Here is a 22,639-nt window from a genome sequence, read left to right as displayed (position 1 = left end):
AAATATCCTGGAAAGTAATATGGCAGCTCAGAGTGCTGTGTTGGAATTTAGGTGATGGCGAATCATTGATTACCGAATTTTCAGAGACGCCATTACCAGAAGATCCACAGGTTCTAATGAGAGCCCTATCAAATGAACGCCCAGAACTAAAACCAATACAAGCAAGTGTAATCAAAGGAATCGTGGCAATAGACAGCAATGGTAGAATCCTGCATTCAAACGAGCTAAGTCCGGAAGAAGACATATGGTTATGTAATATCTCAAGACAGCAAATGCTCCTTATCCTAGAACCAATTAGAGGTTAACCGCTTGGCTCTTCTATTACTTGCTCTGCAATATTAGAAGATAGATCAGCAGTGGCGACTAAATCAGCTACAAATGCTGCTTGTTGTTGGTCGGCCTGCACACCAAGTTGCGTAGCATCCTCAAAATCTTGTGAATTCACGATTTGGTTCACACCAACAGCTTGACCATTCTCATCAAATGCCTGAGTAGAGTAATTAGGTGCACTCGCAGTGCCACCTGCAAAAATCACTTGATCGTATCCATCAAGGTTCGAAACGGCTGCTGCTTGATAGCCATCCACTTGAAAAACATCGGATCCATCAGCTGTAGTCAACATATCGCTATTCGTAAGATCAACAGGTGCATAGTCAAGCTCACCACTCTGATCAACACTTACCTGCTCACGATGCAAGAGCAAGGCTGGGCCAGCATCAATCACCTTAGTATCACCTGACTGGGCCAAAACATCACCAGCAAAGTCCAAGCCAAGATATCCGTCACCATCCATATCTACTTGCTTCCAATTATCTTGATCAGAGTAATTCTGAAAAAGTTCAGTTTCTAACAAAACGACATCAGTAGCCGAGAGAACCTCATCATTACGTAAGCTAGTTGCCTCGCGAGGACCATTAGCATCATCTGACAATTCAACAAAAGACTGAACCCGATAGTTACTCTCTCCCGTAGTCGGGTCATCACCACGCAAGATGAGATTGAAATTCCACTGACTACCAGCATCAGATTGGGGATCACCACTCACATGGACGGCATCAAATCCTACAGGGGTATAACCCTCGGGAAGGAACTGATCGCCATAGGAATTACCACGGCCATCATTCAATGTAATTGCATTTCCAACCTCAACTTCTAACTGATCAGAAGCATATTCCTGAACCTGCCAATAACCATCATCCGACTGAGACATCACATAGCGATCGCCCGCATCGCCAAGGAAAGGAGGGACAACAACCATGTTGGCAACTGCAGCGAGATCGGCATCACCATCAGTCACAGTAAACGCAATCGAAACATCTCCAGCCGCATCAGGCATGTAATCCCACACTCCCTGCTCACCCTCAACAGCAGTTAATGTGCCACCACCAGAGGAGATAACGACTTCAGAAACAGAAAGCGGCTCATCATCTACATCATAAAAAGCAGAATCCATAAGTTGATCTTGGGTTATCCGTGTTGGAGTTGTTAAAGGCTGCCAACCAAGATAAGTAAATTCACCATCAATACGAATTGGAGCATCATTACGACCCTGTATTTCAAACTTCATTGCAGCTTCAACTGTTTCGCCAGCTTCATCAATAAACGTCAACTTCACATCCTGAACAAGCGTCTCTCCATGATCCAAAGAATCAAAGTCGTCATATCCATAATCACTAATCAAAACACCCTGATATGTTTGATCAGACGACGTTTTACTGATCACAAGGCTAGAAAGATCGGAAGTTCGATCAAGCGTTAGTCCGATGAGTGCAGAGGCCTCAACCTTGTCTACTTTAAGAACATCACCCTGGTCCACATCAAACACTCGACCATCAGAGACAAGATCTAACGTGGTCGAGGAGAAATCTTCCCCAATACGATAAATAATTGGATAATCGTTGAGAAGCTCAGGAGAATCATTTTCACCAACTACAACAGCATTTAAAAAACCACCCTGACTAGCACCATAGGAATCATGGACCCGGAACTGGTATGAAGAAACAGCGGTTTGCCCGTCAGATAGATATTCAAATTCACCACTTGGATCAAACGAGATCTCAGAGCCTCCTGGAGATACAACAAAGCGACCACCATTGGAGCCCTTGATATTCGCTGCCGATTGCTGGGGTTCATCAAATCGAACAACATCTCCTTCGTCGAGATCAGCAGCAACCTCAGCAATGGCAATCTGATCTGTTGCTCCCGATTCAGTAACTAAAAGATCTCTGAATGAAATGAGTGATGGCGTATCATTCACACCAGTAATAGTTACATCAACTGTGGTACGATCCGAAGACGCACCAAATGTATCTTGGACAACATAAGAGAAAGAAGCATTTTCAAGCTCTCCATCCTTAAGATCATCATAATAACCAGATGGGCTAAAAATTAGATCGCCATCAACAAGGGACAGCACTGAATCGCGAACTGATCCTTGATCGTACTCAAGAACGAAAACAGTATCACCGAGATCAATATCAGTATCATTAGCAAGAACATCCTGGGAAATAGAATTCGCATTGACATCTTCCAAGAATGTAAGAATATCGCGACTGGAAACCGGAGCATCATTCACACCAGTAATCACAATATCAACTGTTCCAACACTCTGATAACCCATCTGGTCACTAACTGAATACGTCAGAGATTCAGTTGCACTACTTCCTTGGGGCAACTCATCAAACTTATTAGATGAATCATAATTAATTTGCCCATTGGCAAGAATTTCAATTTCACCACGGGCGCCAGAATCTAACTCTGCAGAAGCAAGATGAAGAACGTCACCGTTATCAACATCCCGATCATTCAGAGTTGGGTCAAACGCTTTACTTGAGTCTTCCGAGATGTATTGGACATCATCGACAGCTTCGGGAGCATCATTGACGCCAGTAACGGTAACAACAACATTACCCTGATCAGTACCATTAAAACGATCCTCTACCGTGTAGCCGAAAGTTTCAGATGCTTGTTCATTATGAGCAAGGGAATCAAAACCTGGCCCCGTAGAATAGGTAACTCGTGCCGTAACAGGGTCTAAAACTGCTGTGCCGTAGTTCTCGGTTGGATTACTGACGGATGAGACACGGCGTGTATCACCTAAGTCAACATCAGTATCATTTTCTGTAGGATCAAAAGTAGAACTACCATTTTGCAAAACGCTAACCGTATCCTGATTCGCCACAGGCGCATCATTAACACCTGTGATCGTGACATCAACTTGAGCTTGATGAGTGGCGCCATACTCATCTGAAACGGAATAAGTGAATGTCGCCGCCTCTTGATCACCCTCAGCAAGATAATCAAACTTGCCAACTGGATTATAAACAACACGTCCAGAACTCGACGTGTAACTCAAGGCACCATTATTGGAGCTATCATCAACAACGCCTGAGACCTTTAGCTGAGAATTATGATCAACATCAGTGTCATTAGCTAACAGCAAGGTATCCGCTGCTTCTAGGATTTGTTCTTCAGAAACGACAATTTGATCATCAGAAGCGACAGGAGTGTCATTAACACCAACAATAGTGACAGTAGCCTCCGCCTGATCAGTAGCACCATTCTGATCAGAAACGGTGTAGTCAAATGTTTCTGTGGCAGTTTCATCTTGTGATAAAGATTCAAAACCAGTGCTAGCGCTGTAAGTGACAGAACCAGAAGGATCTACATTGACACTACCAATGGATCCTGGACGTGATGAGACTTCAGTAACCGTGAGAAGATCATCACGGTCAACATCAGTGTCATTACTAGCAGGATCAACTAAAATAGTCTCACCCTGATTCAACGGATAGGCATCAGAACTTGCCTGAGGAGCATCATTTTCGCCTTGGATTTCTACCGTGACAGATGTAGTATCGTATCCACCATTACCATCAGCGACTGTATATTCAAATGTTTCACTAGCGGAACCACCTAAGGGAATATCATCAAACCGATCAACAGGATTATAAATAACACGACCCGCCTGGAAGACAACCTGGCCTTTATTTGTAGAAGGACTGACAACACTCAGAACATTAAGCGAATCTCCCTGGTCAACATCTGTATCATTCTGTGTAACATCAATTTCAATCGTCTGATCTTCCGAAACCGATTCCGCGTCGGGGAAAGCAACAGGAGCATCGTTAACACCTTTGATCGTTATATCAACTTGGCCTTGATCGACACTATTTTGATCATCAGAAACTTCATAATAAAAAGTTTCAGTAGCTTGTCCACCTACAGGTAAGAATTCAAAAGCACCATTGGTTTCGTAAACAGCTTCACCATCACTGGATAAATAAGCGGTTCCAGCATTACCAGTGGGGTTAAAGACATCAACAGTTCGTAGGTTGTCTCCTTGATCTAATTCAACGTCATTACCAGAAGGATTAAAGATGAGATTTGAGTCCTCACCAACAATAACCTGATCTCTCTGAGCTATAGGTGCATCGTTGACACCTTGAATAGTAACGCTAACAGTGGCAGTGTCACTTCCACCGTATCCATCAACGCCTGTGTAATAGAAGACTTCAGTAGCACTATCATCCTGACCAAGGTGGTCAAAATTACCAATGGCAGAAAAAGTAATGCTTCCATCCTGATCCACAACAGCAACGCCACTGTTTCCAGAAGACTGTGTAACTGAGCTCGGTCTTACAGTCTGACCTTGATCAACATCAGTATCATTTACAGCAGGATCAAACTTAAGGGCCTGGTCCTCAGTGAGACTTATGGAATCATCAACAACAGAAGGCTTATCATTATTGCCAACGATTGTGACGTTGACCTCAGATTGAGCACGAGCGCCATTATCATCTTCAACGGTATAAGAAAAGGACTCGAAACCGGTTTGGCCAGCAGGAAGATCATCAAACCGGCCATCTGCCGTATACGTGAGGCTTAATTCATCGCTGCTGATGTCAACCAAACCTTGATTTCCAGGTTGACCTGTAACCTCAACAATTCGAAGAGAATCACCCTGATCAACGTCTTCATCATTGAGAAGCGGATTAAAGGTACGAGCCTGATCCTGACTTAAGGTGATCTGATCAGGTCGAGCGATAGGAGCATCATTGGCACCGGTAATCGTAACGTCTACATATCCTTCATCAGAGCCTGCGTGTCCGTCACTAACAATGTAAGTGAATGACTCAGTAGCAGTATCACCTGGGCTTAAATAATCAAAGCTTCCAATAGCCGAATAGGTGATATCTCCCTGAAAATCTAGTGAAGCAGATCCTGAGTTTCCAGGAGGATTATATATAGCAACAGCGCGTAAAGAGTCGGAATCAAGATCTATATCGTTCGCAACTACATTAAATTCAAGAGCTTGGTCCTCAGACAAGCCAATGGTATCAAGAACTGCCGTAGGAAGATTATTCGGAGCTGAGGGCAAGGCGGCCTTCAGATCCTGCGCTGAACGCAGATCAAGAACCTGGTTGGCTGCAATGGCGTTCGAATCAAAGCCAAATCCAAGTGAGCCATTATCTCCCTCATAACGATCCACTCCATCTGGTGAACCAATCCGAAGGTCTTCAATAAAGAGAAGCTCGTTACCGTTGTCTTCTATAGCAACGGTAAAGGCGTAGTCCTGAACGTCGCCACTATAAAGAGCTGTGTAGTTCGAGCTTGCTAAAAAATTGTCGTTTCCACCACCACCAAAGACATAGGTGGCCCCAGGTGCAAAACCGTAGCTCTCCCCATTGTCGCTGCCATAAAGGACAGAAGGGCTGTTAGAGATGGTTGTAAGGGCCATGCTCCAAACAGAGACACCATTAATTGGAAGCTAGCAGCAAAAGAAACCTCTCAGCAACAGCAAGAAGCCACTGGTGGCAAGGGTTTTCGGCGGTAGTTGTATAGACAGAAAAGCCATTCGGTACACAGTTACATGCGGCGTAATGCCTGCAAGCCTTATGAACCTCAAAAATCGAAGGTGAGCACTAGGGTCTAAGGCACCAAGGCCTTGTATAGATGGAGCAACACAATGGGAAAATACCAACAAAAAGAAAGAAGAAAAGGTCCGCTCATAAGTAATACTAATCAATATTGATATCGAGGTCTATACGTATATACGCCTAGGCAATACCAGGCCATAAAAGCCTGAAGCGACACGAATCGCCTCCAAATACAAAGCTATACATTTCGATCCACGGTAATACAAGCAATACAGCACTCATAATATTTTATAACCACATAATTATGATTTTCTCCTAGCAAATGCCTGTGCATCACTGCCATTGTCATTTTCTATATACAGGAATAACAACTCATTGACGAATACAGTTCAGGTTTTTCGTATAGCTCTATATACACGGCTAAACCCTATTGACGAGCTTGCAAGTAAGCGTTTTAAAGAGTATTTTTCTTAGGACAGCAGTTTTGGATTGTTGGCAATGGCCAGCGAACTCAACCTATTCGAGATGGACTTCGAAGGCTCCGCTGATGCGGGCCTAGTGGCTGGCTATGACGGGAAGAGGGCAGTGGCGAACTCTCGTTCCTATGCCGTCGAAATGGCGAATCAAGTCGAGGTTGGTGGCCAGATCGATCTGCAGTCAAAAGCGGATGCCGAAGCTGTTGGGGTAAAGCACGACACTGAGCTTGCGGACATCCTGAATTTCGGTGATGCAGTTGCTGAACAGGTTCTGGCGGAAGCCAAAGCCTATGGCCTCAGTAGCCATCACGATTCCGACTGGGATCCAGAGCTTCTAACGCTTAATCCTGATGGGCTGCTCAAAGTGACAGCGGGAGAAGGAGCAAAACTGAAGATTGAGGCGGAAGCAACATCACAGAGCGACTTAAGCGAAATCAGAATTCAAACCAACGCCGAAGCGGTCGGTTGGAGTGACGCAGATTTCACAACGGCAAACGAAGAAGGCCTTGTTATAGAAGCTTATGCAGAAGCACTTGGCATCGATAACGGAGCTGACAATATCCTCTATACGGAGTCACTAGCAACTGCCATTGAAGGAGATGACGGAGATGCAACAACCACACTGACGATCACCTCCAATGTGGAGGCTGATGCCTTGGCCACTGCTCAATTGAGCGGGCAAAGTGAAACCAGCATGATTGAGTGGATGGAAGCGCATTCCATCGGTATCAACGATACAGATATCAACCTGATTGGAGAAGGATTGGTTGACGCAAATACTTATTCCTCGATCAGTTTTGAAACAATTGATCCAAGTGATTTGGGCTCAGAAAATCTAGAAGGTGTCGACAATACTGTCATCACACTGGATGGTGACGAAAGCAACATGGTTGATGCAAGTACTGAGGTTGAGGTTGCAGAAACGATGACAGGCGCCAGTAGTTATGGCATACAAGGCACAACAATATTTGGCGATGGCGATGGAGCTAATATCATTAATGCAGAAGCCATCATCGAAGCAGACTTCTCATCCTGGAGTGGGTTTACAGGCTCAGAGCTTGATGAGTTTATTGCCATGGGCTTAAACGACAGCAATATCGTTCTAGGCAAAGGGGCCGATGTAGTGAGAGGCGTAGCCAAACAAGATTTAACATTAAATGAGTCATTTAGTGAAACACTAGATACAGATAGTGCTCTAGCTAAAACCCTCTCACAATCTGCAGGAATTAATAATAGTGCAATTAATACAGGTGCTGGAAATGATATTGTTGAAGGTCAAGTGAGCGGTGAAGCAATTCACGTCGACACATCAAGAGGAATCGTTGACTCCTATATCAATACGAGCACCGGTGATGACAAAATCAATGGCTCGGTGACAAACAGCGTTCTCCATGGCGGATCAGGAGATGATCGAATTGAAATGGATGATGCTTTTGGTTCGATAGTTGATGCTGGTAGCGGTGACGACCGCATTGCAATTGCCTCCGAATCGGAATCGATGCAACTGTTTGGTGGAACTGGGGAAGACATCATTATTGGCGGAAGTGGAGACGACATGATCAGCGGAGGAGTTGGCTCAGATGTTCTAAGAGGAGGGGAAGGAGCTGATACATTTGTATTTGATGTAAGCAGTTTCGGGCGAGGTACAGATCTTGTTAGCGACTTCAATCAAGCGGAAGGAGATGTCCTAGAGCTTTCAGCAGCTCTAACAGGGATTAACAGAGGGGCTGAACCGATTTTCATAACAGCTGCAATGGCCGAAGGCACAAATATTGATGCAGCAATCATCTACGACACATTGGAAAATATCCAAGGACAAAGAGCCACATCGGTGAAAATGGCTTATGCTCACGATCAAGGATCAATGATGTTCGACGAAGACGGTGATTGGACTCAAGGAAGCGATGTTCTGGCTGTTGTCCGCCACACAGACAGCTCTTCAGAGCTAGCCCCATCCGATATAAAAATTGCTTAACTGCAGCAACTCTTTATCTGTTAATAAGCGGATGTGTATCAGCTGGACGCCCCTGGATTCCACCAGAAGAAACAGCACAAGCGCTGCAAGCATGGGAAAAGTCCGAACAAACAGAATCAAAAGAGGGATGGATCTTTATAGATGAACAATTTATACAAATAGGTTTTAGTGATCCCCCGATAAACAACAACTTAGCATTAATAGCACCTGAGAATTTCACGCCTACACCCCAAAAAAAACTGGGAGAGATTGAGGACGTGATGGGCGAAAATAATGAGAAAGAAGAATACAGAGCAAGCCGTTATTTTTACATCTACAGCACAGTACCACTAATGAAAGACGAATGGTGGCATATACAAGTTGGGCACCATACAAGATCCGGGGAAGAATGGTCAAAGCAGATCTTGGACAAAAAACGCCTAAAGATCTCATGCAAAAACAAAAAGCCACGCAAAATACAAATATTTAAAGATAAAAAATTTGAATCCCTAAAACTCAATAATGAATTAAATAGAAGTGAAATGGGCCTACCAAGCCTAAAAGCTCTATTGAAAAATCTAACAGTATGGATCTGCAGACAGGAAGGAAATTATGATTTCACACAAAAGACTCTGTAGCAAAGGGCACAGGAGAGAAGAAGAGAAACCTCAAAATCAAAGATAAGAAATACAGATAGAAACAATCGACGATAGAGCAAGAAATAACACCTTCAGCCAGTGGATGGAATAACCCAACGAGGAATCGTATTGCTTAAGAGGTCAAACCAATGATCTATTACCAATAGATTGTTCAAGGCCTGTCGCTAACAGAAAAACACCTTTCACAAATTGTGTATACAAATCAAACGCAAAATAGAGGGGAGCCCTTAGCAAGCATGGGATCTATACGCTATGAGGTTGAAGAGCGCTTTGAGCAATACAGAAGGGGGAAAGAAGGCTACACATCAACTCAAAAATGACTTAAAGTAAATCATGACAAGGGTCAAATGCCCATGTTCTCAAACACCGAAAACAATAGAACACTGCGATCCTTAGCTGCCAAGCAATACATGATGCGAGCAAGTAACCAACAAGAAAAAATAAATCAATGTCATGACTAACTCATTCAATTCAACATCAGTTCAGGACAAATCTGCAGGATACACATTAGAAGAGTTGCTGTCAATATATTTATTCCAAGAATTACCCTTAAGTGCTCAAGAGATTGAACAGTTAGATGATCATCTGGGTTTTAGTGTAGTTTGGTCCGATAATTACGAAAAAGAATTAACGGTAGTGGATGTCAACGGAATCACAAATGGCAGCAACGAGAATGATTTTCTGCTTGGTGCCAATGGTGATGAACGACTTAAAGGAGGGAAAGGGGATGACTTCATTTGGGGAGGAGAAGGAAACGATGATCTTTTAAATGTAAGCGGAAAGGACATACTAATCGGTGGGTCTGGGGATGATCAATATGTGATAAAGAATTATGATTCAATTATCGTCGAGACCGCAAACAATAGCGGAAAAGATACCGCCATTGTTTACTCAAAAGGCCTAGATTACACAATACCTAGCAATATTGAGACTCTAGTTATTGAACAAGACAGCCAAAGCACTAGAGCACTGCGAAAATCGCTATTTACAGGGTCTGAAAGAGCTGATATTTTTTCAAGCAAAACAGATGACTATATAGAGCTTAAAGGAGGTAAAAACAATGACACATATATATTTTCAAGCCACGACAATATTGTTATAACAGAAAAGGCTGAAGAAGGTGATGATTGGATCGTCGCAAACTTCAAGTCATCAGCTGATGGCATAACTGAATACAAGATAGCCGACAATGTAGAGAATCTAAGCCTCAAAGAAGGATCAGAGAGTATAGCTATTCAAGGGAATAAAGGCAATAATGTTATCATTGGTAATACTGATGATAATATATTACGTGGCGGAAATGGAGACGATGACTTAGATGGAAACACTGGCATGAACATACTTGCAGGAGAGACTGGCGATGATATCTATAGAATATCTTCCTCTAATCCTGATGACAATGCAATAATAGAAATGGCTGAAGAAGGTGATGATTGGATCGTCGCAAACTTCACGTCATCAGCTGATGGCATAACTGAATACAAGATAGCCGACAATGTAGAGAATCTAAGCCTCAAAGAAGGATCAGAGAGTATAGCTATTCAAGGGAATGAAGAGAATAATATTATCATTGGCAATACTGATGATAATATATTACGTGGCGGAGAGGGAGACGATGACTTAGATGGAAATGCTGGCATGAACACACTTGCAGGAGAGACTGGCGATGATATCTATAGAATATCTTCCTCTAATTCTGATGACAATGTAATAACAGAAATGGCTGAAGAAGGTGATGATTGGATCGTCGCAAACTTCACGTCATCAGCTGATGGCATAACTGAATACAAGATAGCCGACAATGTAGAGAATCTAAGCCTCAAAGAAGGATCAGAGAGTATAGCTATTCAAGGGAATGAAGAGAATAATATTATCATTGGCAATACTGATGATAATATATTACGTGGCGGAAATGGAGACGATGACTTAGATGGAAATGCTGGCATGAACATACTTGCAGGAGAGACTGGCGATGATATCTATAGAATATCTTCCTCTAATCATGATGACAATGTCATAACTGAAGAGGCTGAAGAGGGTGATGATTGGATCGTCGCAAACTTTTCGTCATCAGCTGATGACATAGCCGAATACAAGATAGCTGAACATGTAGAGAACCTTATACTCAAAGACGACTCAGCTAATATAAACATACTAGGAAATAATAGTGACAACACTATTATTGGCAATACTCAAGATAATTTCCTTGATGGAGGCAATGGTAATGATCATATGAAAGGGGAATCAGGGAAAGATCTATTAAAAGGAGGGAAAGGCAATGATTATCTTTATGGTGGCAAAGGGCATGACACGATGGAGGGAGGCGAAGGAAATGATGTATTTGTTGTGAATCCTGATGATTACGAATCAGGAGGAAATTATCCAGATATAATTCTGGATTTTAATTCAGAAGAAGATTTTGTGCAAATCAATACATCTCATGAACCGACAGAGCACACTAATAGGCAATTTTTAAGCCAAGGTAACTTTATTAGCACAACAACTGATCAACTGGAAGGCAAGGATGGACTACAGTCCAGCGCAGAATATGTATTCGACGAAAGTCAAGGGATTCTCTATCACAATGATAATGGAACAGAGCCAGGTGTCGAAAATAATCAAAATGGAATTCTCGCTCTTGGGGCTAATGCAACCCTTATAGACGAAAATATAGTCATAAACTAGGCGAGAGCAGGCTTACATCAAAGCAAGTTTTTCTTTCTTATTGGACTAAATCGTTGTTGTTCCAAAAACTGATGTGGCGCCTGATTGAATCTCAACAATACTTGTCATCTCAAGGCTATCTCCTGTGGTGATTTCATAATCGGTAAGACCTAAAGCTGCTTGATTAGTACCTGCACTAACGAGATCTTGGGAAGCACTCCCAGAGACTGCCGCCGATTCAGTAAAGCCTGAACTTGACGCAACCGCATTAATGAGTCGAGCTCCGTCAACGGTTGCCGAATACGCTCCATCAGTGACACCGTTGATTCCCATTGTGCTCAGCCGGAGTGTCGACTCAGCAACGCCAGCGGTACTAATGGCTTGGCTCTCACCAATGGAGACCGCAGCAGCATCTATTTCCGCCTCAAGACCCGGGAAGGAAAAAATAGAAGAACCAATTGCAGCTGTGTTCAGGGCAGTACCGAAAGCTTCTGTATCACCCACCACGGTTTGAGCTGTCGTCATGATCTGAGTAGAGCTATCAGCATCAATAAAACCACTACTTCCAGCTTGAAGATCTGCATTGTAAGAACCATTGTTTTGAGTGATTTCACCAGATGACTTTGCGTTACCTAACACCGCTTGCGCTGTTGTTTCAATATCAACATCACTTTGAATTTCAAGATCCATAGAATCAGCTGCTTTCATCTTTAGTCCCATGTCTTTATCACTATAAAGACCAAAAGCATCACCTAAAACTGTCTCAGAAATAGCCTCATCACTACTTTCATCTGCGATCTCAAATGCATCTACCTCTCCGTTACCAATAATGGCAGAGTGAGTGGATGCTTTTAACTGTGAACCTGTTGAAACCGAAAGACTTCCCCCTGCCTCGTAAGGGGTTTCAGTTTTTGGATCACTATCTGTATCACTATTCATAAGGTCCCCTTCACCATTCGAACTTCCATGAATTCCAATCGAGGAATCCATAGCAGTTTTAGCCTCTGCGGTTCCTCGATCACTATATGAAATTGAATTCAAGTCTGCTCCAGAGACTCCCCTAATATCAAGATCATCACCAGACAGTGCTGCGGAATCTTCAAGGCCACTTACTTTGCTCACTTCAACAATGGCTCTGGCTCTTCCCTCGGTACTCATGGCACCAGCATCAGCTCCAAGGCGCACATCAGCAGACATCTGTACATCACCGCCGCCAATCATATCCATGTTGGCAATACCAAAACCTCCATTCGCAGGATTTAGCAAAAGACCCTCTCCACCATCCATCGGCAGCTTGATGCCTACGCGAGTATGTGCATCCGCATCAACGAGTACTTCTGGCAAATCCGATTTTGTATCAGCAAACGATGAAAGAGCTGAAGAAACAGTTACAACAGCATTCAGATCAGAAGCAGCATTGAATGTAATGTTTTCAGACTCAGGAGCTTCAATATTGTTACCAAAAATACCGCCAAAGCTAGTGCCTTCTGTAATGGCAACACTATTATTTGTAACACCTGATGCTGCTGACGAAACGGCACCGTCTACAGGTGAATACACATTCAAGCTTCCCCCAACATCAACCTCAGTCTCACTAATGCCAACAGCTTGTCCAACGCCATAGGACTGCGCTGATGAGGTGTTAATCGTCAGGGCGATATCCTTAAGATTATCTGCGATAGATTGGGAAGAGCTAAGATTAAACCCAAAAAGATCGGCAGAGTTTTCATTAGTCTCAAAATATTCAGAGTCGGCTATGGTTTTGCCTTCTGCGCTGGGAGAGAACCTAAACTTTAAATCGTTCAATGGTGACAAATTATCTGCTTCACCTTCTCGGGTATCTTCGCCATCAAAACTCAGTTGCTTGGTATTTACGCTGTCAACAATATCGTAATTCCAATATGATGAGGAACCTCCAATCTGGATGGAATTACCTTGCTGAACATCACTCCATTCCGTATCAATACTATCCTCAATATTCCATTGCAAAAAACCATTCTCTGCAGGGACAAAACCAAGATATTCGCTATTTGTACCTTCCAGTAATTGCCCAGTTACAACGCTGGCATGCTCAAAATCCGAGAATGTTAATTCTTCAACATCTTTAAGATTTTGCTGATCGATAGAAGCAGCATCTAAAAGATCCGAAACCTGAAAAGTAGAAGAAATGGATATTTCTCTACTTTGGGTATTCGTAGTGGAGGAGGAGGAGCCCATGGTCATGCCATCTGCAACACAGATGTTGTTTGCATTCACTCCATTCTCTGCTCAGAATCCCTACGTGTCTATCGCTACCGGTATGGACAGCCCTGAACAGAGCAGCAATACACTCCTTCATTAATGGTCCCTAGCCCCCCAAATCAGCAATACGTATAGACGAAATTAAGCCCCTAGGGATATACAATTGACCTAGATTAAGCTTTTAATTGAATAGAACTAGAATAAACTAACCCAACACCACACAAGCGTGAGCAATACCGGTGGTCGGGTTGACCCTTAAATCAGCATTGCTAATGCCATTGAATCCATACCATGCTTCAGTCCAATTAATCCCTTTTGAGCCACAGCCAAGACGAATCCTGGAGCAGTAGTTGCTTGCATCAAACAACTCGATTGGATGACAGGGCTTGGGATCAACTCAACATCAGGAAGCAGCGCTCAGCGCAGACGTTGAAGCTGTATGAGTAGTCAGTGAATAGATGCGTTGTTGGGCCTTGTACACAAAAGCAATTCTCCCACTTTTTACTGTTGCGGGCATTTGTGGCTTAGCGCCAAATACGAGCAATAACCCAGGCAAACATGCCACAAGTGATAGCGAAGCCGATAATTGCAAACGTCCCCATCAATGGGGGTTCTGCCCAACTTGGAACTAAGTAAGACCGATCCCACAGCACATTGCGAAGAGCGCCGCTGCCTAGGCACCAAACAGGCAACCAGTACATGGCTGGAACAAAGATCGCCGAAAGGACTGTCGAAGTGACGATTCGCTGGGTTCTGTTCATGCAGTCATTTTGGGGCAATGTCCCACATGGCGAATTTCGTATTGAACCGCTTTTCGCAAGTGAGGTTGCGACTGATTAAGTAAAATTTCTGTAACCCCGGCTTACAGATGAAACCACTGTTCCTTATGTAGTTAGAAGATATAAAAAGAGCGATAGCTCATACCTGAACTTGTTTTGATTTATCCAATCCCCATCATTGGGGCCATCCATTCCGCATGAATTGCTGCAAGCATAGACATGTCAAAGGCGTGAACAGCTGGATTGGTTTTATCGGCAACCCACAAGACTCCAAACGGAGCATTTATAGCAAGTTGCAGCTTCCAGCGCCAAGTCACGATTTTCCAAATCTTGTGGAGCAACGGCTTTGTCTCAACAGATGGATCTTTCATCATCGTCACCAAATGGATTCCTAATATGGCGCACCTACAGCTGAGTTGTGTGTCCGCCAGATGAGAGGCGAGTTACAAACCACTTTCTACCTCGATGGGACCTTGATTTGTTCGGACGAACCCACAAAGAGATTCTCGTCGCTTAAATACCGATGAAGGGGAAGTGTTGTGAATCTTGGCTAATTCTGAGATCAAGCCCCGAGGCCATCGATGAGGATGGTGAATATTTGCTTCGAGGATTGCCTCATCAAGTTGCAGCTTTGATTTTGATAATTTTCTATTCATTATCGAAAATTCAAGAAAGCATTAAAAGTTTTCAACCTGATTCAAGAATTGCTGTGATCAGATGAGGTCTATTTCGCAAGTCTTCATTTGTTTCAATTGCTAAGTCCTGAGCATTCTTAGCATCGAGGGCATAGACCTTTGCCTCGTGTATTTCTCCTTTCAGGTCCTTAAACCTGACTTGGTAGTGATGACCAGAGGCAGACGTTTTCAAGTGTAAGTTGAATCGATGGAAGCCCCACAGCTGTAGGGCTTCGTGTAAGTGATTAGCCAGCTACAGCTGAAATGCTGTAGGGAGCTTCAGGGGAGCTTGTGGGCATAGGGTCGAGCTTGCCTAATGCCAACGCTTTGGCGCGGACATACATCTCACTTGATGTGGCACCAGCAGCTTCCATTGCTTTGGCGACGACATCCCAGTTGCGAATTTCAGTAGACATTTGAGTCTGTTTTGAAGATGAGACAATCATCGCTAGCCAAGTGGCTTGGTTGTGACGGTGAAATCCGCCTAGGAACCGAACACGCGAATCGAGTCGTTTCTCGATAAGCCCCGCCTGGGGCTGCATGTCTCATCAGGGATTCACCACCATCAAATGGTGTGGCGTTCTCTCTGATGGCTATCAGTCTTGGATGGCACGTGGCATTGAGCAGCTTTGAAGGGATGTAGCGGGTGAGGTCGAGACTGAGAGTTGCAGCTGCTCAACGAGATGGTGCAAGCTCTGACGTAGCGCTTAACGCAAGAAGGAGCAAAAAGATGAAGTTCGACCTGGAGCCATATCTGAAGAGCCATCGATTAAACGGCTTGGTCGAGATTGAAGATCTCGCTGCGTACTGCACCCATCACAAAATCCAGGTGGAATACATTTCCAAACAAGAGCTAGATGCATCCATCGACCCAGCGACCACAACTGCCCAATGTGTTCTGGAATCTGAAGGTGGGGTGTGCATCAGTTTCACCGCTCACACTGGAGAAGTCATAACCATTCGAATGTCGGAATATCTGGTAGACCTTTATCGCTCAAGAGCCGCTGCGAACCAAAAGCTCTCAGACCATTCAAAATCATTGCTTCTGGATTGATTCCCAGCCTCTCCGTCGGCTGAAAGATCTTCGCCAACAGTTGGAAGCACTTCACGTTGAAGATGCAGGGCGTCTTTGTGTATTGCGTAGGTAGCCTCGTCAGATGGCAGACCCGACCACTCTCGTCAGCACCCTCATCAATGAGCTGAAAGGTCAGCTTGCTCAGTCAGCGAGAGAGCTAAAGATGAGAGCTGGCTGGGACTTGGGATGTCCAGTGATGGTTATCGACACTCGGAAAGACCCAAAGCGAGTTATTGCTACGACTATTCGTGGAGTGACGGGAGTCATCACCACTTCACGTGTTGTCGACCATCCTTTGATGAGGGCGTTTATGGCAAGACGCAAGGATGTTGCGGCAGAGGAAGCGGTCACTGAGCTCATCAATGGTCCTGACGGTGAGGAGTTCGCTGAGGTGTGGGACTCCTACGTGAAAGAAAGAGACGAGACAGGACTGGCTTGTTGGTCCCATGACGACGCTGCAAAGTTCGCCAGTAAGTCGAGGGAAGCTTTTGAAGATGGTTGTTTGGCTTGTGTCGCCATCACAGAGGGAGATGAGGGAGACGACGTTGGGGTTTTGACGTTTCAGGTTAAGTCTGAGTGGCTTACGAAGTAAACAGAACCACTAGTTCTTCTGGGGGACCAGCAACGGCACCACACTGAATGATCGAACTGGTGCAACCAGATTTGACGCAATGCGTGTTGCGACGGTTGAGAGACAATGGCCCTAACCCTGGCTTCCAGATGAAACGACTTTCCCTTCTTGCTCTGCCAGCTCTGCTTGCGAGTACTCCAGCCTTGGCACAAGTAGATCCCATTGAAATAGAGTCGTTTGCAGTACAGCAAGCTCCGATACAGCAAGTTTATCTTTTACTTATGACGCAGTCTAATGTCCGCGGGGTGAAATCCTCGGCTCACTCAACCTTCCCAATGCCAGATATCAATCAATGCGAGAAGGAAGGTAAGCGATGGAAGGCAACAGCGATAGACGGAATCAATGACAACGATAAAAGCTACTATTGCGTCAAAGGTTCTAAGTAAAGGCAATGACTACCTACATAATCATCCTCAATAAAACAAATGGAGAGACACAAACCCAATGGTCTTCTGAATCTCAAGAGGAGATCATGAAACTATGGGAGGAGGAGAAGATCGAACAGGATAAGTTTAGCAAGATTGACATGGAGTTAGTTCTTTATAAGGATGATGAAGTGTTAGATGACTATGAGATAATAGATGCTCAACGGGAGTGGATAGTCATTGGCTAACATAGAAACCTACTATGTCGGCTATGAGGATGGTCAGGAAATGGTTATTGAGTATTATGACTATATCTTTGAAGCATTGGCGAGTTACTATGAAGCAATCAACGAAGGGCCAGAAGAGTTCAACTTGGTTGAAGTGGAGGTTGGTAGATGCGATTCAAGAATGTTGAACATGGAACCAATGGAATACTATTTATTCAGTGATTCGACTAGACACATAACAGCATAATGAATGCTTCTAGTATTGGCTAGAGACTTGTCGAGTCAGATGACACGGCAGTCATTCATGCTCAGAAACATTCCAAATGGAGCCCAGGAGATTTCGAGTTTTCCTCCTACTTGCACCCTGCTGTCTTCTCTTAGTTCAAGTATTTTATTCAGGTCTTGATCGCTATATTTACAGAATAGACGCCCAAGTTCACTATTCCCTTCAATAATTACATGTTCATTGTCGACCTTGTCGACTCTTCCAAATACAATTGCATTTTTATTGTGGTAGAGCTTTTTGGCTGCTAATTCGTTTTCACTATAAAGATCATGAATTGCATTTACGTTGTATATTCTGATCTGCGCGAGTGCTTTTGGGGCAAAAAGTCCTATCGCGAGTAGTAGCGGTAAGCCAGTTTTTTCAAGCATTCTGAACGATGCCATTTACCAGCAAGAACCTCGAATACTCATAGTACCGGTGTCTGCAGGAAAGAAATGGGGGAGATCCGCTGGATTCCATGTTCACTAAGATCAGTTGAGGCATACCCATGCAATGCAGGCGATTCGCTGCGGGGTGGATGTGTTCATGTTGCAGGTAACGCTCGGCCACTCATCAAGTGCAACTACGGGGCATTACGTGGCTGCTAACCCTCGGGAGAGCAGTTCTCTGAGTCTTGCTTATTGCACTGAACTCTTGACTGCTCTTGACAGCAACGCTTTATTAGGGCTGTTATTTCAGCTCTCTGATTGTGCTCAACGCTCTTGGTTCGTTGTTGAAGTGGCTGTTCTTCAAAAAGCCTGATCAGTCGAAGGAGCTAACGCTTAAAGAGCGGACTCATCAGACGGTTCAGGCCGATCAAGAGTCCGAGATTCATAGAGGCCCAAAAGGTGGCTTGTATCGAATCGATGCCAAGGGGAAGAAGGTTTACCTCAAGGCATCTGAGCAGCCAAAGCAAGGCAAGCCACGTAGAGCGAAACGGCGTGATTCCAAAGCGGCATAAACAGCATTACGTCGCTAGAAACCCTCGGGACAGCAGTTCTCTGCATCTTGGTTACTGCAGTTTGATCTGAAAAAGCAGTCTCGATCAGAAGTGCTTTTTTAGATCGGGACTGTCAACACAGCAAAGCCCTCGCCCCGTCTGAAGGCTAAAAAAATGACCCCTCCTAAATGCCCGTTTAGGGGGGGGGGGGGCTTGCATAGTTTTGTATAAAGGTTACACAAAACAAAGCATTCTTTGTATCAACATTGAACATGCTCTGTATCCATAGGAACCCCATATGTGTTGACGCTTTAGCTATAACGTTTAAGTAGATCTTTTCTACTCATAACGTTCACCTTGCATCACTTGTGCGAGGCGCATAAATAACTGGCCACGGAACGGGGACCAGTGTTTTTCGGAGAACATCATGACTACTCTTCTTTACAGAGGTCAGGCTTACGTAATGCGTAAGCCTTCTGAAGATCAGCCACGTATTCAATTAACTTATCGCAATCAGCACTACATCACATCCCGTGAGCTTGTTAGAGCTGAGATGCAAGAGCATCAGACATTGGTTTATCGTGGCGTTTCCTACGCCAAGTGAACTAGAGAGCTCATATCAAAGCCCTCGATTCGACGGGGGCTTTTTATTTGTTCAATCACTGCCTAATGACGCCTAAATGCCATCCGATACCTGGCGCTAATCAATCATTAGCCTCGTCATAAGCTGGTTTCCTCAAAGATTTTGATCATCTGTGATGAGCTAATTGGCAGGTGATGATGCCAGCCATTTCAGAGAAGCTGAAAATTAGAGGTTCATTGCATTGTTATCCGGACATTTCTGGCACAAGAAAGCTTTTGCCAATCGCTCGAACACCTAATTCTATTTTATCTCTAACGATCCATTGAGCAAAAGTGTTGCTGTTTGGGCCTGGCCAGTATCTGTATTTTCTAATGAATGGATAGGTGCTTGGGGATGATTCAATCTTTTCAACCATTAACAAAGCATCATTCCCCTCCCAGTGCTGTATTAATTGAGATTGTCCATTGCCCACTCCCTGATAGGGATCCAAAAGATTCTTATGGAGGTGCCCCCAGCAAGAACCATTCTGGTGAGGATGTTGCCATATTTCCCAACGGTCACAAGTCTGGTAGTGCCTTCCCTCGATACCACGAAGAACAAGCAGCCAATAATGATCTGCAACGATGCCGGTCAATCCAGGAATCTTGGCAGCCCGTAGCTCAACCTTGTGCATTATTCGCGTTATATAGAGCTAAAGGCGATGGCACAGAAATGTCTCTGATTGACGAATTGGTCTTCAATAAAAACCCGCTATGGGCTGAAGCTTAGATGTTCATCTAACTGGTTCAATGCCATCTGCATGATGCCTAGATCAACTAGCCATAGACGCAAGAGATGCCGGTATGGATCGCTTGACGCTTGAGATCAGAGAAAGAATGCCCCGATTAACAAGCCAATGATTAGACCCTTAGCCCATACAAGAGCTGCCATCTGATAGTTGCCTAGTCCAAGCTTACTTTGAATCCAATAGTAAGCATCTCTATCCGCGAAGATAGTGGCACGGATGGGCTTAATAATCCAGTTCTTTATATGCTTGTTCACTGAACCTCAATTGATATCAATAGGTGAATTATCCTCAATCCATAACCAATGTCAATGCAATTGAATCAAAGCTTCTTGCCTCTCATCCAAGTCCCTCAACCTGCAGATCACATTCCTTGACCCGCACCATGCATGTCACTCTTCTGATTCTTCATCACCGCTCACTAAGAAAGGCTCACTAGCGCCTGGCTGATCGTTATCCAGCACAAAAGCACGAGTTACATCATCGCTTTCAAAAGCCATAAGCCCTTGATCTGGATCAACGGACCTCATTTCGGGATGGTCGTTAACCAAGAGCTTGTTGTTTCTCCACCTTTTCCTAAAGCCGAGCACTTTTTCCGTTAAGTGGACGAGCAGTGCAATGTTGACGAGCGCAAGGGCTAGGAACATCAATGCCTGCATCGATAGCTAGATAACTATCTCTATCTTAGTAATGCTTCAGGGTCTTGCATGTATCAATGACGGCGATAACCCATTCAACCCCGCTCACTTAATGCTGCCCTCCTTTGCTCCTGTCTTCTGCTCCTGTTGTTTACGCTTCAACAAACAACACGCTTTGTGGCAGGGCTGGTTAATGTTTTACCGAGAAGCGGATCGCGACAGCAATGCGCTCTCTGGTAATTTCAATGGGGCTTTGTCTTCAGGGGTATTGAGCCCAGAAGTATGCTGCACTACCAATGCCGAGTCTTAGGCATATATACTGGCTGTTTTTGTAAAATCTCAAACAATTGACAATCGACAGCTCGCTTTAATAAGGGAAATTCATAAAACCATGTCCTCCTCGTATCCCGATGCGTATCGACGCGCTCTTGATCTGTTTACTGAATCAGTCATCAAACCAGACCATGAGTTAAGAACAAATGCAGCCTTTGGGAATTGTTATGCAGAGCTTATGGAGGTTCGTCAACACTGCCTTGCATACTTAAATACTCTTAAGGAGATTCATCAAATTGAGTTCGCAGACGAAAGCGATGAAATTGAAGTGAATAAAACATTGATCACTAAAAAACAATCGATGCGTATGGCTTTCTCTCATGGCGAAATGATGTAGCAAACCATTTGCAATCTAGGGTTAAGAGCTAAAATCTAGTCGGCATTATTTGCTTTACACATAGTTTATGCAGATGGCTATGTATTGATCCCGTTCCTGGCAGCAGGCATCTGAAAAAGCGTGTCCTCGGTCTAATGCCCTCAGGGCATCCCAGCGAATAGTTGATGGACTCCTTTGCGCCCTACCATTAGCGTCCCATTGTCATTATTAGCTCCAGATGCAGAGCTAACGTCATCTGAGTTTCGACGTTCAGGAATGCTGTGATGTTAAACATCGGAATTGACAGGGAAGATCAGGACGAAATGCTGGCATTCAGCGATGAGGAGGACTGATGCCTGAAGCAAAGGCCGACAAGCTTTGGTTGGAAACCACAGACGTGATGCTGCTGATGCGCCATGTTCATGCCCTTGGCTTCCATCCTGATGGCTGTACATGGCAGCTGACCAAACAGCGTGGTGATAGAGCGATCCGAGGCATGGGATCTAAAAAGTTTGCTGAGGCTGTTCAGGAGCTGGTTTCTCTCGGCTATGGGGAAGTGAAGATCGAAAAGCCCCTCACCTATCGCTCTCTGAAGGAGATGGCATAAAAAAGGTCTCCTTCCACAGAGACCTTGGTCTTGAAATAGAGCCTCTTCCCAGAGGATTTGATTCGCGGATCCCGTCCAAGGAACGCTTTGCATACCGTAACATTTCTGTAACGGCTTGTAAAGATCAGCGTTGTGGCTGTTGGTTCAATTTGTAGATGTTGAGAGCGAAGCAGGCGGTCCCGAAGCTCACGAGCAGAACGAGAAGATCTTGTGTGGTCATGGTTTGAACCGGTAAGAGTGTTTCTGGCTGAGACTCAGCTTTGAGCTGCTTTTGCTTTTTTTACGACTGGCAGGTCGGAAGGCTGGGCAAGGATGTAGACGACAGCAGCGGAGACAACTCCGGTGAAGGCGATCAAACCAAAGATGGCGGTGGAGTAGTCGGTCATCAGTAACGCTTGTGAACTTATGTAACAGACTCTAGGGGATCTAGTGACGGTTTGTAAAGCAGGCTGGGCGTGTGCCTGCTTCTGGCTTGAGTGACCAGGCATAAAAAAAGAAGGCGACGAAGCCTTCTTTGGGGGTGTGAGGAGCCAAACCTTGTGAGGAGTT

At 44.4% G+C, this 22,639-nt stretch carries 20 protein-coding genes; 12 read left to right on the top strand and 8 right to left on the bottom strand.

The genetic code is table 11. The features are described from left to right. Positions 1-301 precede the first annotated feature (301 nt). Complete coding sequence (locus SynPROS91_RS09990; RefSeq protein ID WP_186516469.1) at positions 302-5,740, bottom strand: Ig-like domain-containing protein; 5,439 nt, start codon at positions 5,738-5,740, stop codon at positions 302-304. 637 nt (positions 5,741-6,377) lie between these two features. Between SynPROS91_RS09990 and SynPROS91_RS09985 the strand changes: the two genes are divergently transcribed. The 3 genes from SynPROS91_RS09985 (at position 6,378) to SynPROS91_RS09975 (ending at position 11,653) form a co-directional block, all read left to right on the top strand. Continuing rightward, positions 6,378-8,330, top strand: coding sequence for a calcium-binding protein (locus SynPROS91_RS09985; RefSeq protein WP_186516468.1), 1,953 nt, complete (start codon positions 6,378-6,380; stop codon positions 8,328-8,330). Continuing rightward, positions 8,243-8,947 (top strand): hypothetical protein, encoded by a 705-nt coding sequence (locus SynPROS91_RS09980; RefSeq protein WP_186516466.1) that lies wholly within the window; start codon positions 8,243-8,245, stop codon positions 8,945-8,947. Before SynPROS91_RS09985 ends, SynPROS91_RS09980 begins: the two co-directional genes overlap by 88 nt. 474 nt (positions 8,948-9,421) lie before the next feature. After that, the gene (locus SynPROS91_RS09975) at positions 9,422-11,653 is read left to right on the top strand and encodes a calcium-binding protein (RefSeq protein ID WP_186516464.1); all 2,232 of its coding nucleotides are present in this window, start codon (positions 9,422-9,424) and stop codon (positions 11,651-11,653) included. Between the two features lie 45 nt (positions 11,654-11,698). Here SynPROS91_RS09975 and SynPROS91_RS09970 read toward each other — a convergent pair whose 3' ends face one another. From SynPROS91_RS09970 to SynPROS91_RS09960, 3 genes are all read right to left on the bottom strand, one after another. Next, positions 11,699-13,888, bottom strand: a complete 2,190-nt coding sequence (locus SynPROS91_RS09970; RefSeq protein ID WP_186516462.1) for a hypothetical protein — start codon at positions 13,886-13,888, stop codon at positions 11,699-11,701. A gap of 925 nt (positions 13,889-14,813) precedes the next feature. Next, complete coding sequence (locus tag SynPROS91_RS09965) at positions 14,814-15,026, bottom strand: hypothetical protein (protein ID WP_186516461.1); 213 nt, start codon at positions 15,024-15,026, stop codon at positions 14,814-14,816. Positions 15,027-15,571: 545 nt separating this feature from the next. Next, positions 15,572-15,742 carry a hypothetical protein gene (locus SynPROS91_RS09960; protein WP_186516459.1) on the bottom strand — a complete coding sequence of 57 codons (171 nt, stop codon included), beginning with the start codon at positions 15,740-15,742 and terminating at the stop codon, positions 15,572-15,574. Between the two features lie 314 nt (positions 15,743-16,056). On the opposite strand from SynPROS91_RS09960, the gene SynPROS91_RS09955 reads away from it, so the two are divergent. The 4 genes from SynPROS91_RS09955 (at position 16,057) to SynPROS91_RS09940 (ending at position 17,645) form a co-directional block, all read left to right on the top strand. After that, positions 16,057-16,380, top strand: coding sequence for a hypothetical protein (locus tag SynPROS91_RS09955; RefSeq protein WP_186516457.1), 324 nt, complete (start codon positions 16,057-16,059; stop codon positions 16,378-16,380). Positions 16,381-16,483: 103 nt separating this feature from the next. Beyond that, entirely contained in the window at positions 16,484-16,993 is a 510-nt protein-coding gene (locus tag SynPROS91_RS09950) for a hypothetical protein (protein WP_186516455.1), read from the top strand. 47 nt (positions 16,994-17,040) lie between these two features. Continuing rightward, complete coding sequence (locus tag SynPROS91_RS09945) at positions 17,041-17,418, top strand: hypothetical protein (RefSeq protein WP_222929391.1); 378 nt, start codon at positions 17,041-17,043, stop codon at positions 17,416-17,418. Positions 17,419-17,423: 5 nt separating this feature from the next. After that, entirely contained in the window at positions 17,424-17,645 is a 222-nt protein-coding gene (locus SynPROS91_RS09940; protein ID WP_186516451.1) for a hypothetical protein, read from the top strand. A gap of 261 nt (positions 17,646-17,906) precedes the next feature. Here the strand turns inward: SynPROS91_RS09940 and SynPROS91_RS09935 are convergent, their stop codons facing one another. Continuing rightward, on the bottom strand, positions 17,907-18,293 hold the full coding sequence (locus SynPROS91_RS09935) for a hypothetical protein (protein ID WP_186516449.1): 387 nt from the start codon (positions 18,291-18,293) through the stop codon (positions 17,907-17,909). A 91-nt stretch (positions 18,294-18,384) separates the two neighbouring features. On the opposite strand from SynPROS91_RS09935, the gene SynPROS91_RS12265 reads away from it, so the two are divergent. From SynPROS91_RS12265 to SynPROS91_RS09920, 3 genes are all read left to right on the top strand, one after another. Then, entirely contained in the window at positions 18,385-18,651 is a 267-nt protein-coding gene (locus SynPROS91_RS12265) for a tyrosine-type recombinase/integrase (RefSeq protein WP_255439741.1), read from the top strand. Continuing rightward, positions 18,599-18,850 (top strand): hypothetical protein, encoded by a 252-nt coding sequence (locus SynPROS91_RS09925; RefSeq protein WP_255439739.1) that lies wholly within the window; start codon positions 18,599-18,601, stop codon positions 18,848-18,850. Before SynPROS91_RS12265 ends, SynPROS91_RS09925 begins: the two co-directional genes overlap by 53 nt. A 406-nt stretch (positions 18,851-19,256) precedes the next feature. Continuing rightward, on the top strand, positions 19,257-19,433 hold the full coding sequence (locus tag SynPROS91_RS09920; RefSeq protein WP_186516445.1) for a DUF4278 domain-containing protein: 177 nt from the start codon (positions 19,257-19,259) through the stop codon (positions 19,431-19,433). Positions 19,434-19,656: 223 nt separating this feature from the next. Here SynPROS91_RS09920 and SynPROS91_RS09915 read toward each other — a convergent pair whose 3' ends face one another. Next, positions 19,657-20,085 (bottom strand): DUF3750 domain-containing protein, encoded by a 429-nt coding sequence (locus tag SynPROS91_RS09915; RefSeq protein WP_186516443.1) that lies wholly within the window; start codon positions 20,083-20,085, stop codon positions 19,657-19,659. 503 nt (positions 20,086-20,588) lie between these two features. Then, positions 20,589-20,843, bottom strand: coding sequence for a hypothetical protein (locus SynPROS91_RS09910; protein WP_255439738.1), 255 nt, complete (start codon positions 20,841-20,843; stop codon positions 20,589-20,591). 382 nt (positions 20,844-21,225) lie between these two features. Between SynPROS91_RS09910 and SynPROS91_RS09905 the strand changes: the two genes are divergently transcribed. Next, the gene (locus SynPROS91_RS09905; RefSeq protein ID WP_186516439.1) at positions 21,226-21,504 is read left to right on the top strand and encodes a hypothetical protein; all 279 of its coding nucleotides are present in this window, start codon (positions 21,226-21,228) and stop codon (positions 21,502-21,504) included. Between the two features lie 331 nt (positions 21,505-21,835). Continuing rightward, complete coding sequence (locus SynPROS91_RS09900) at positions 21,836-22,090, top strand: hypothetical protein (RefSeq protein WP_255439737.1); 255 nt, start codon at positions 21,836-21,838, stop codon at positions 22,088-22,090. Between the two features lie 254 nt (positions 22,091-22,344). On the opposite strand, the gene SynPROS91_RS12260 is transcribed toward SynPROS91_RS09900, so the two are convergent. Then, positions 22,345-22,476 (bottom strand): hypothetical protein, encoded by a 132-nt coding sequence (locus SynPROS91_RS12260; protein WP_255439736.1) that lies wholly within the window; start codon positions 22,474-22,476, stop codon positions 22,345-22,347. Positions 22,477-22,639: the final 163 nt, after the last annotated feature.

This window comes from Synechococcus sp. PROS-9-1 (assembly GCF_014279775.1).
Lineage (GTDB): Bacteria > Cyanobacteriota > Cyanobacteriia > PCC-6307 > Cyanobiaceae > Synechococcus_C.
Note: the sequence above shows the minus strand (reverse complement) of the source record. Positions and strands in the feature narration are given on the sequence as shown.

What these genes read in the sequence shown, in the direction of transcription:
- SynPROS91_RS09990 (WP_186516469.1), bottom strand. Translation starts at nt 5,740, where the DNA reads ATGGCCCTTACAACCATCTCTAACAGCCCTTCTGTCCTTTATGGCAGC.
- SynPROS91_RS09985 (WP_186516468.1), top strand. Translation starts at nt 6,378, where the DNA reads ATGGCCAGCGAACTCAACCTATTCGAGATGGACTTCGAAGGCTCCGCT.
- SynPROS91_RS09975 (WP_186516464.1), top strand. Translation starts at nt 9,422, where the DNA reads ATGACTAACTCATTCAATTCAACATCAGTTCAGGACAAATCTGCAGGA.
- SynPROS91_RS09965 (WP_186516461.1), bottom strand. Translation starts at nt 15,026, where the DNA reads ATGATGAAAGATCCATCTGTTGAGACAAAGCCGTTGCTCCACAAGATT.
- SynPROS91_RS09960 (WP_186516459.1), bottom strand. Translation starts at nt 15,742, where the DNA reads ATGTCTACTGAAATTCGCAACTGGGATGTCGTCGCCAAAGCAATGGAA.
- SynPROS91_RS09955 (WP_186516457.1), top strand. Translation starts at nt 16,057, where the DNA reads ATGAAGTTCGACCTGGAGCCATATCTGAAGAGCCATCGATTAAACGGC.
- SynPROS91_RS09950 (WP_186516455.1), top strand. Translation starts at nt 16,484, where the DNA reads ATGGCAGACCCGACCACTCTCGTCAGCACCCTCATCAATGAGCTGAAA.
- SynPROS91_RS09945 (WP_222929391.1), top strand. Translation starts at nt 17,041, where the DNA reads ATGATCGAACTGGTGCAACCAGATTTGACGCAATGCGTGTTGCGACGG.
- SynPROS91_RS09940 (WP_186516451.1), top strand. Translation starts at nt 17,424, where the DNA reads ATGACTACCTACATAATCATCCTCAATAAAACAAATGGAGAGACACAA.
- SynPROS91_RS09935 (WP_186516449.1), bottom strand. Translation starts at nt 18,293, where the DNA reads ATGGCATCGTTCAGAATGCTTGAAAAAACTGGCTTACCGCTACTACTC.
- SynPROS91_RS09920 (WP_186516445.1), top strand. Translation starts at nt 19,257, where the DNA reads ATGACTACTCTTCTTTACAGAGGTCAGGCTTACGTAATGCGTAAGCCT.
- SynPROS91_RS09915 (WP_186516443.1), bottom strand. Translation starts at nt 20,085, where the DNA reads ATGCACAAGGTTGAGCTACGGGCTGCCAAGATTCCTGGATTGACCGGC.
- SynPROS91_RS09910 (WP_255439738.1), bottom strand. Translation starts at nt 20,843, where the DNA reads ATGTTCCTAGCCCTTGCGCTCGTCAACATTGCACTGCTCGTCCACTTA.
- SynPROS91_RS09905 (WP_186516439.1), top strand. Translation starts at nt 21,226, where the DNA reads ATGTCCTCCTCGTATCCCGATGCGTATCGACGCGCTCTTGATCTGTTT.
- SynPROS91_RS09900 (WP_255439737.1), top strand. Translation starts at nt 21,836, where the DNA reads ATGCCTGAAGCAAAGGCCGACAAGCTTTGGTTGGAAACCACAGACGTG.
- SynPROS91_RS12260 (WP_255439736.1), bottom strand. Translation starts at nt 22,476, where the DNA reads ATGACCGACTACTCCACCGCCATCTTTGGTTTGATCGCCTTCACCGGA.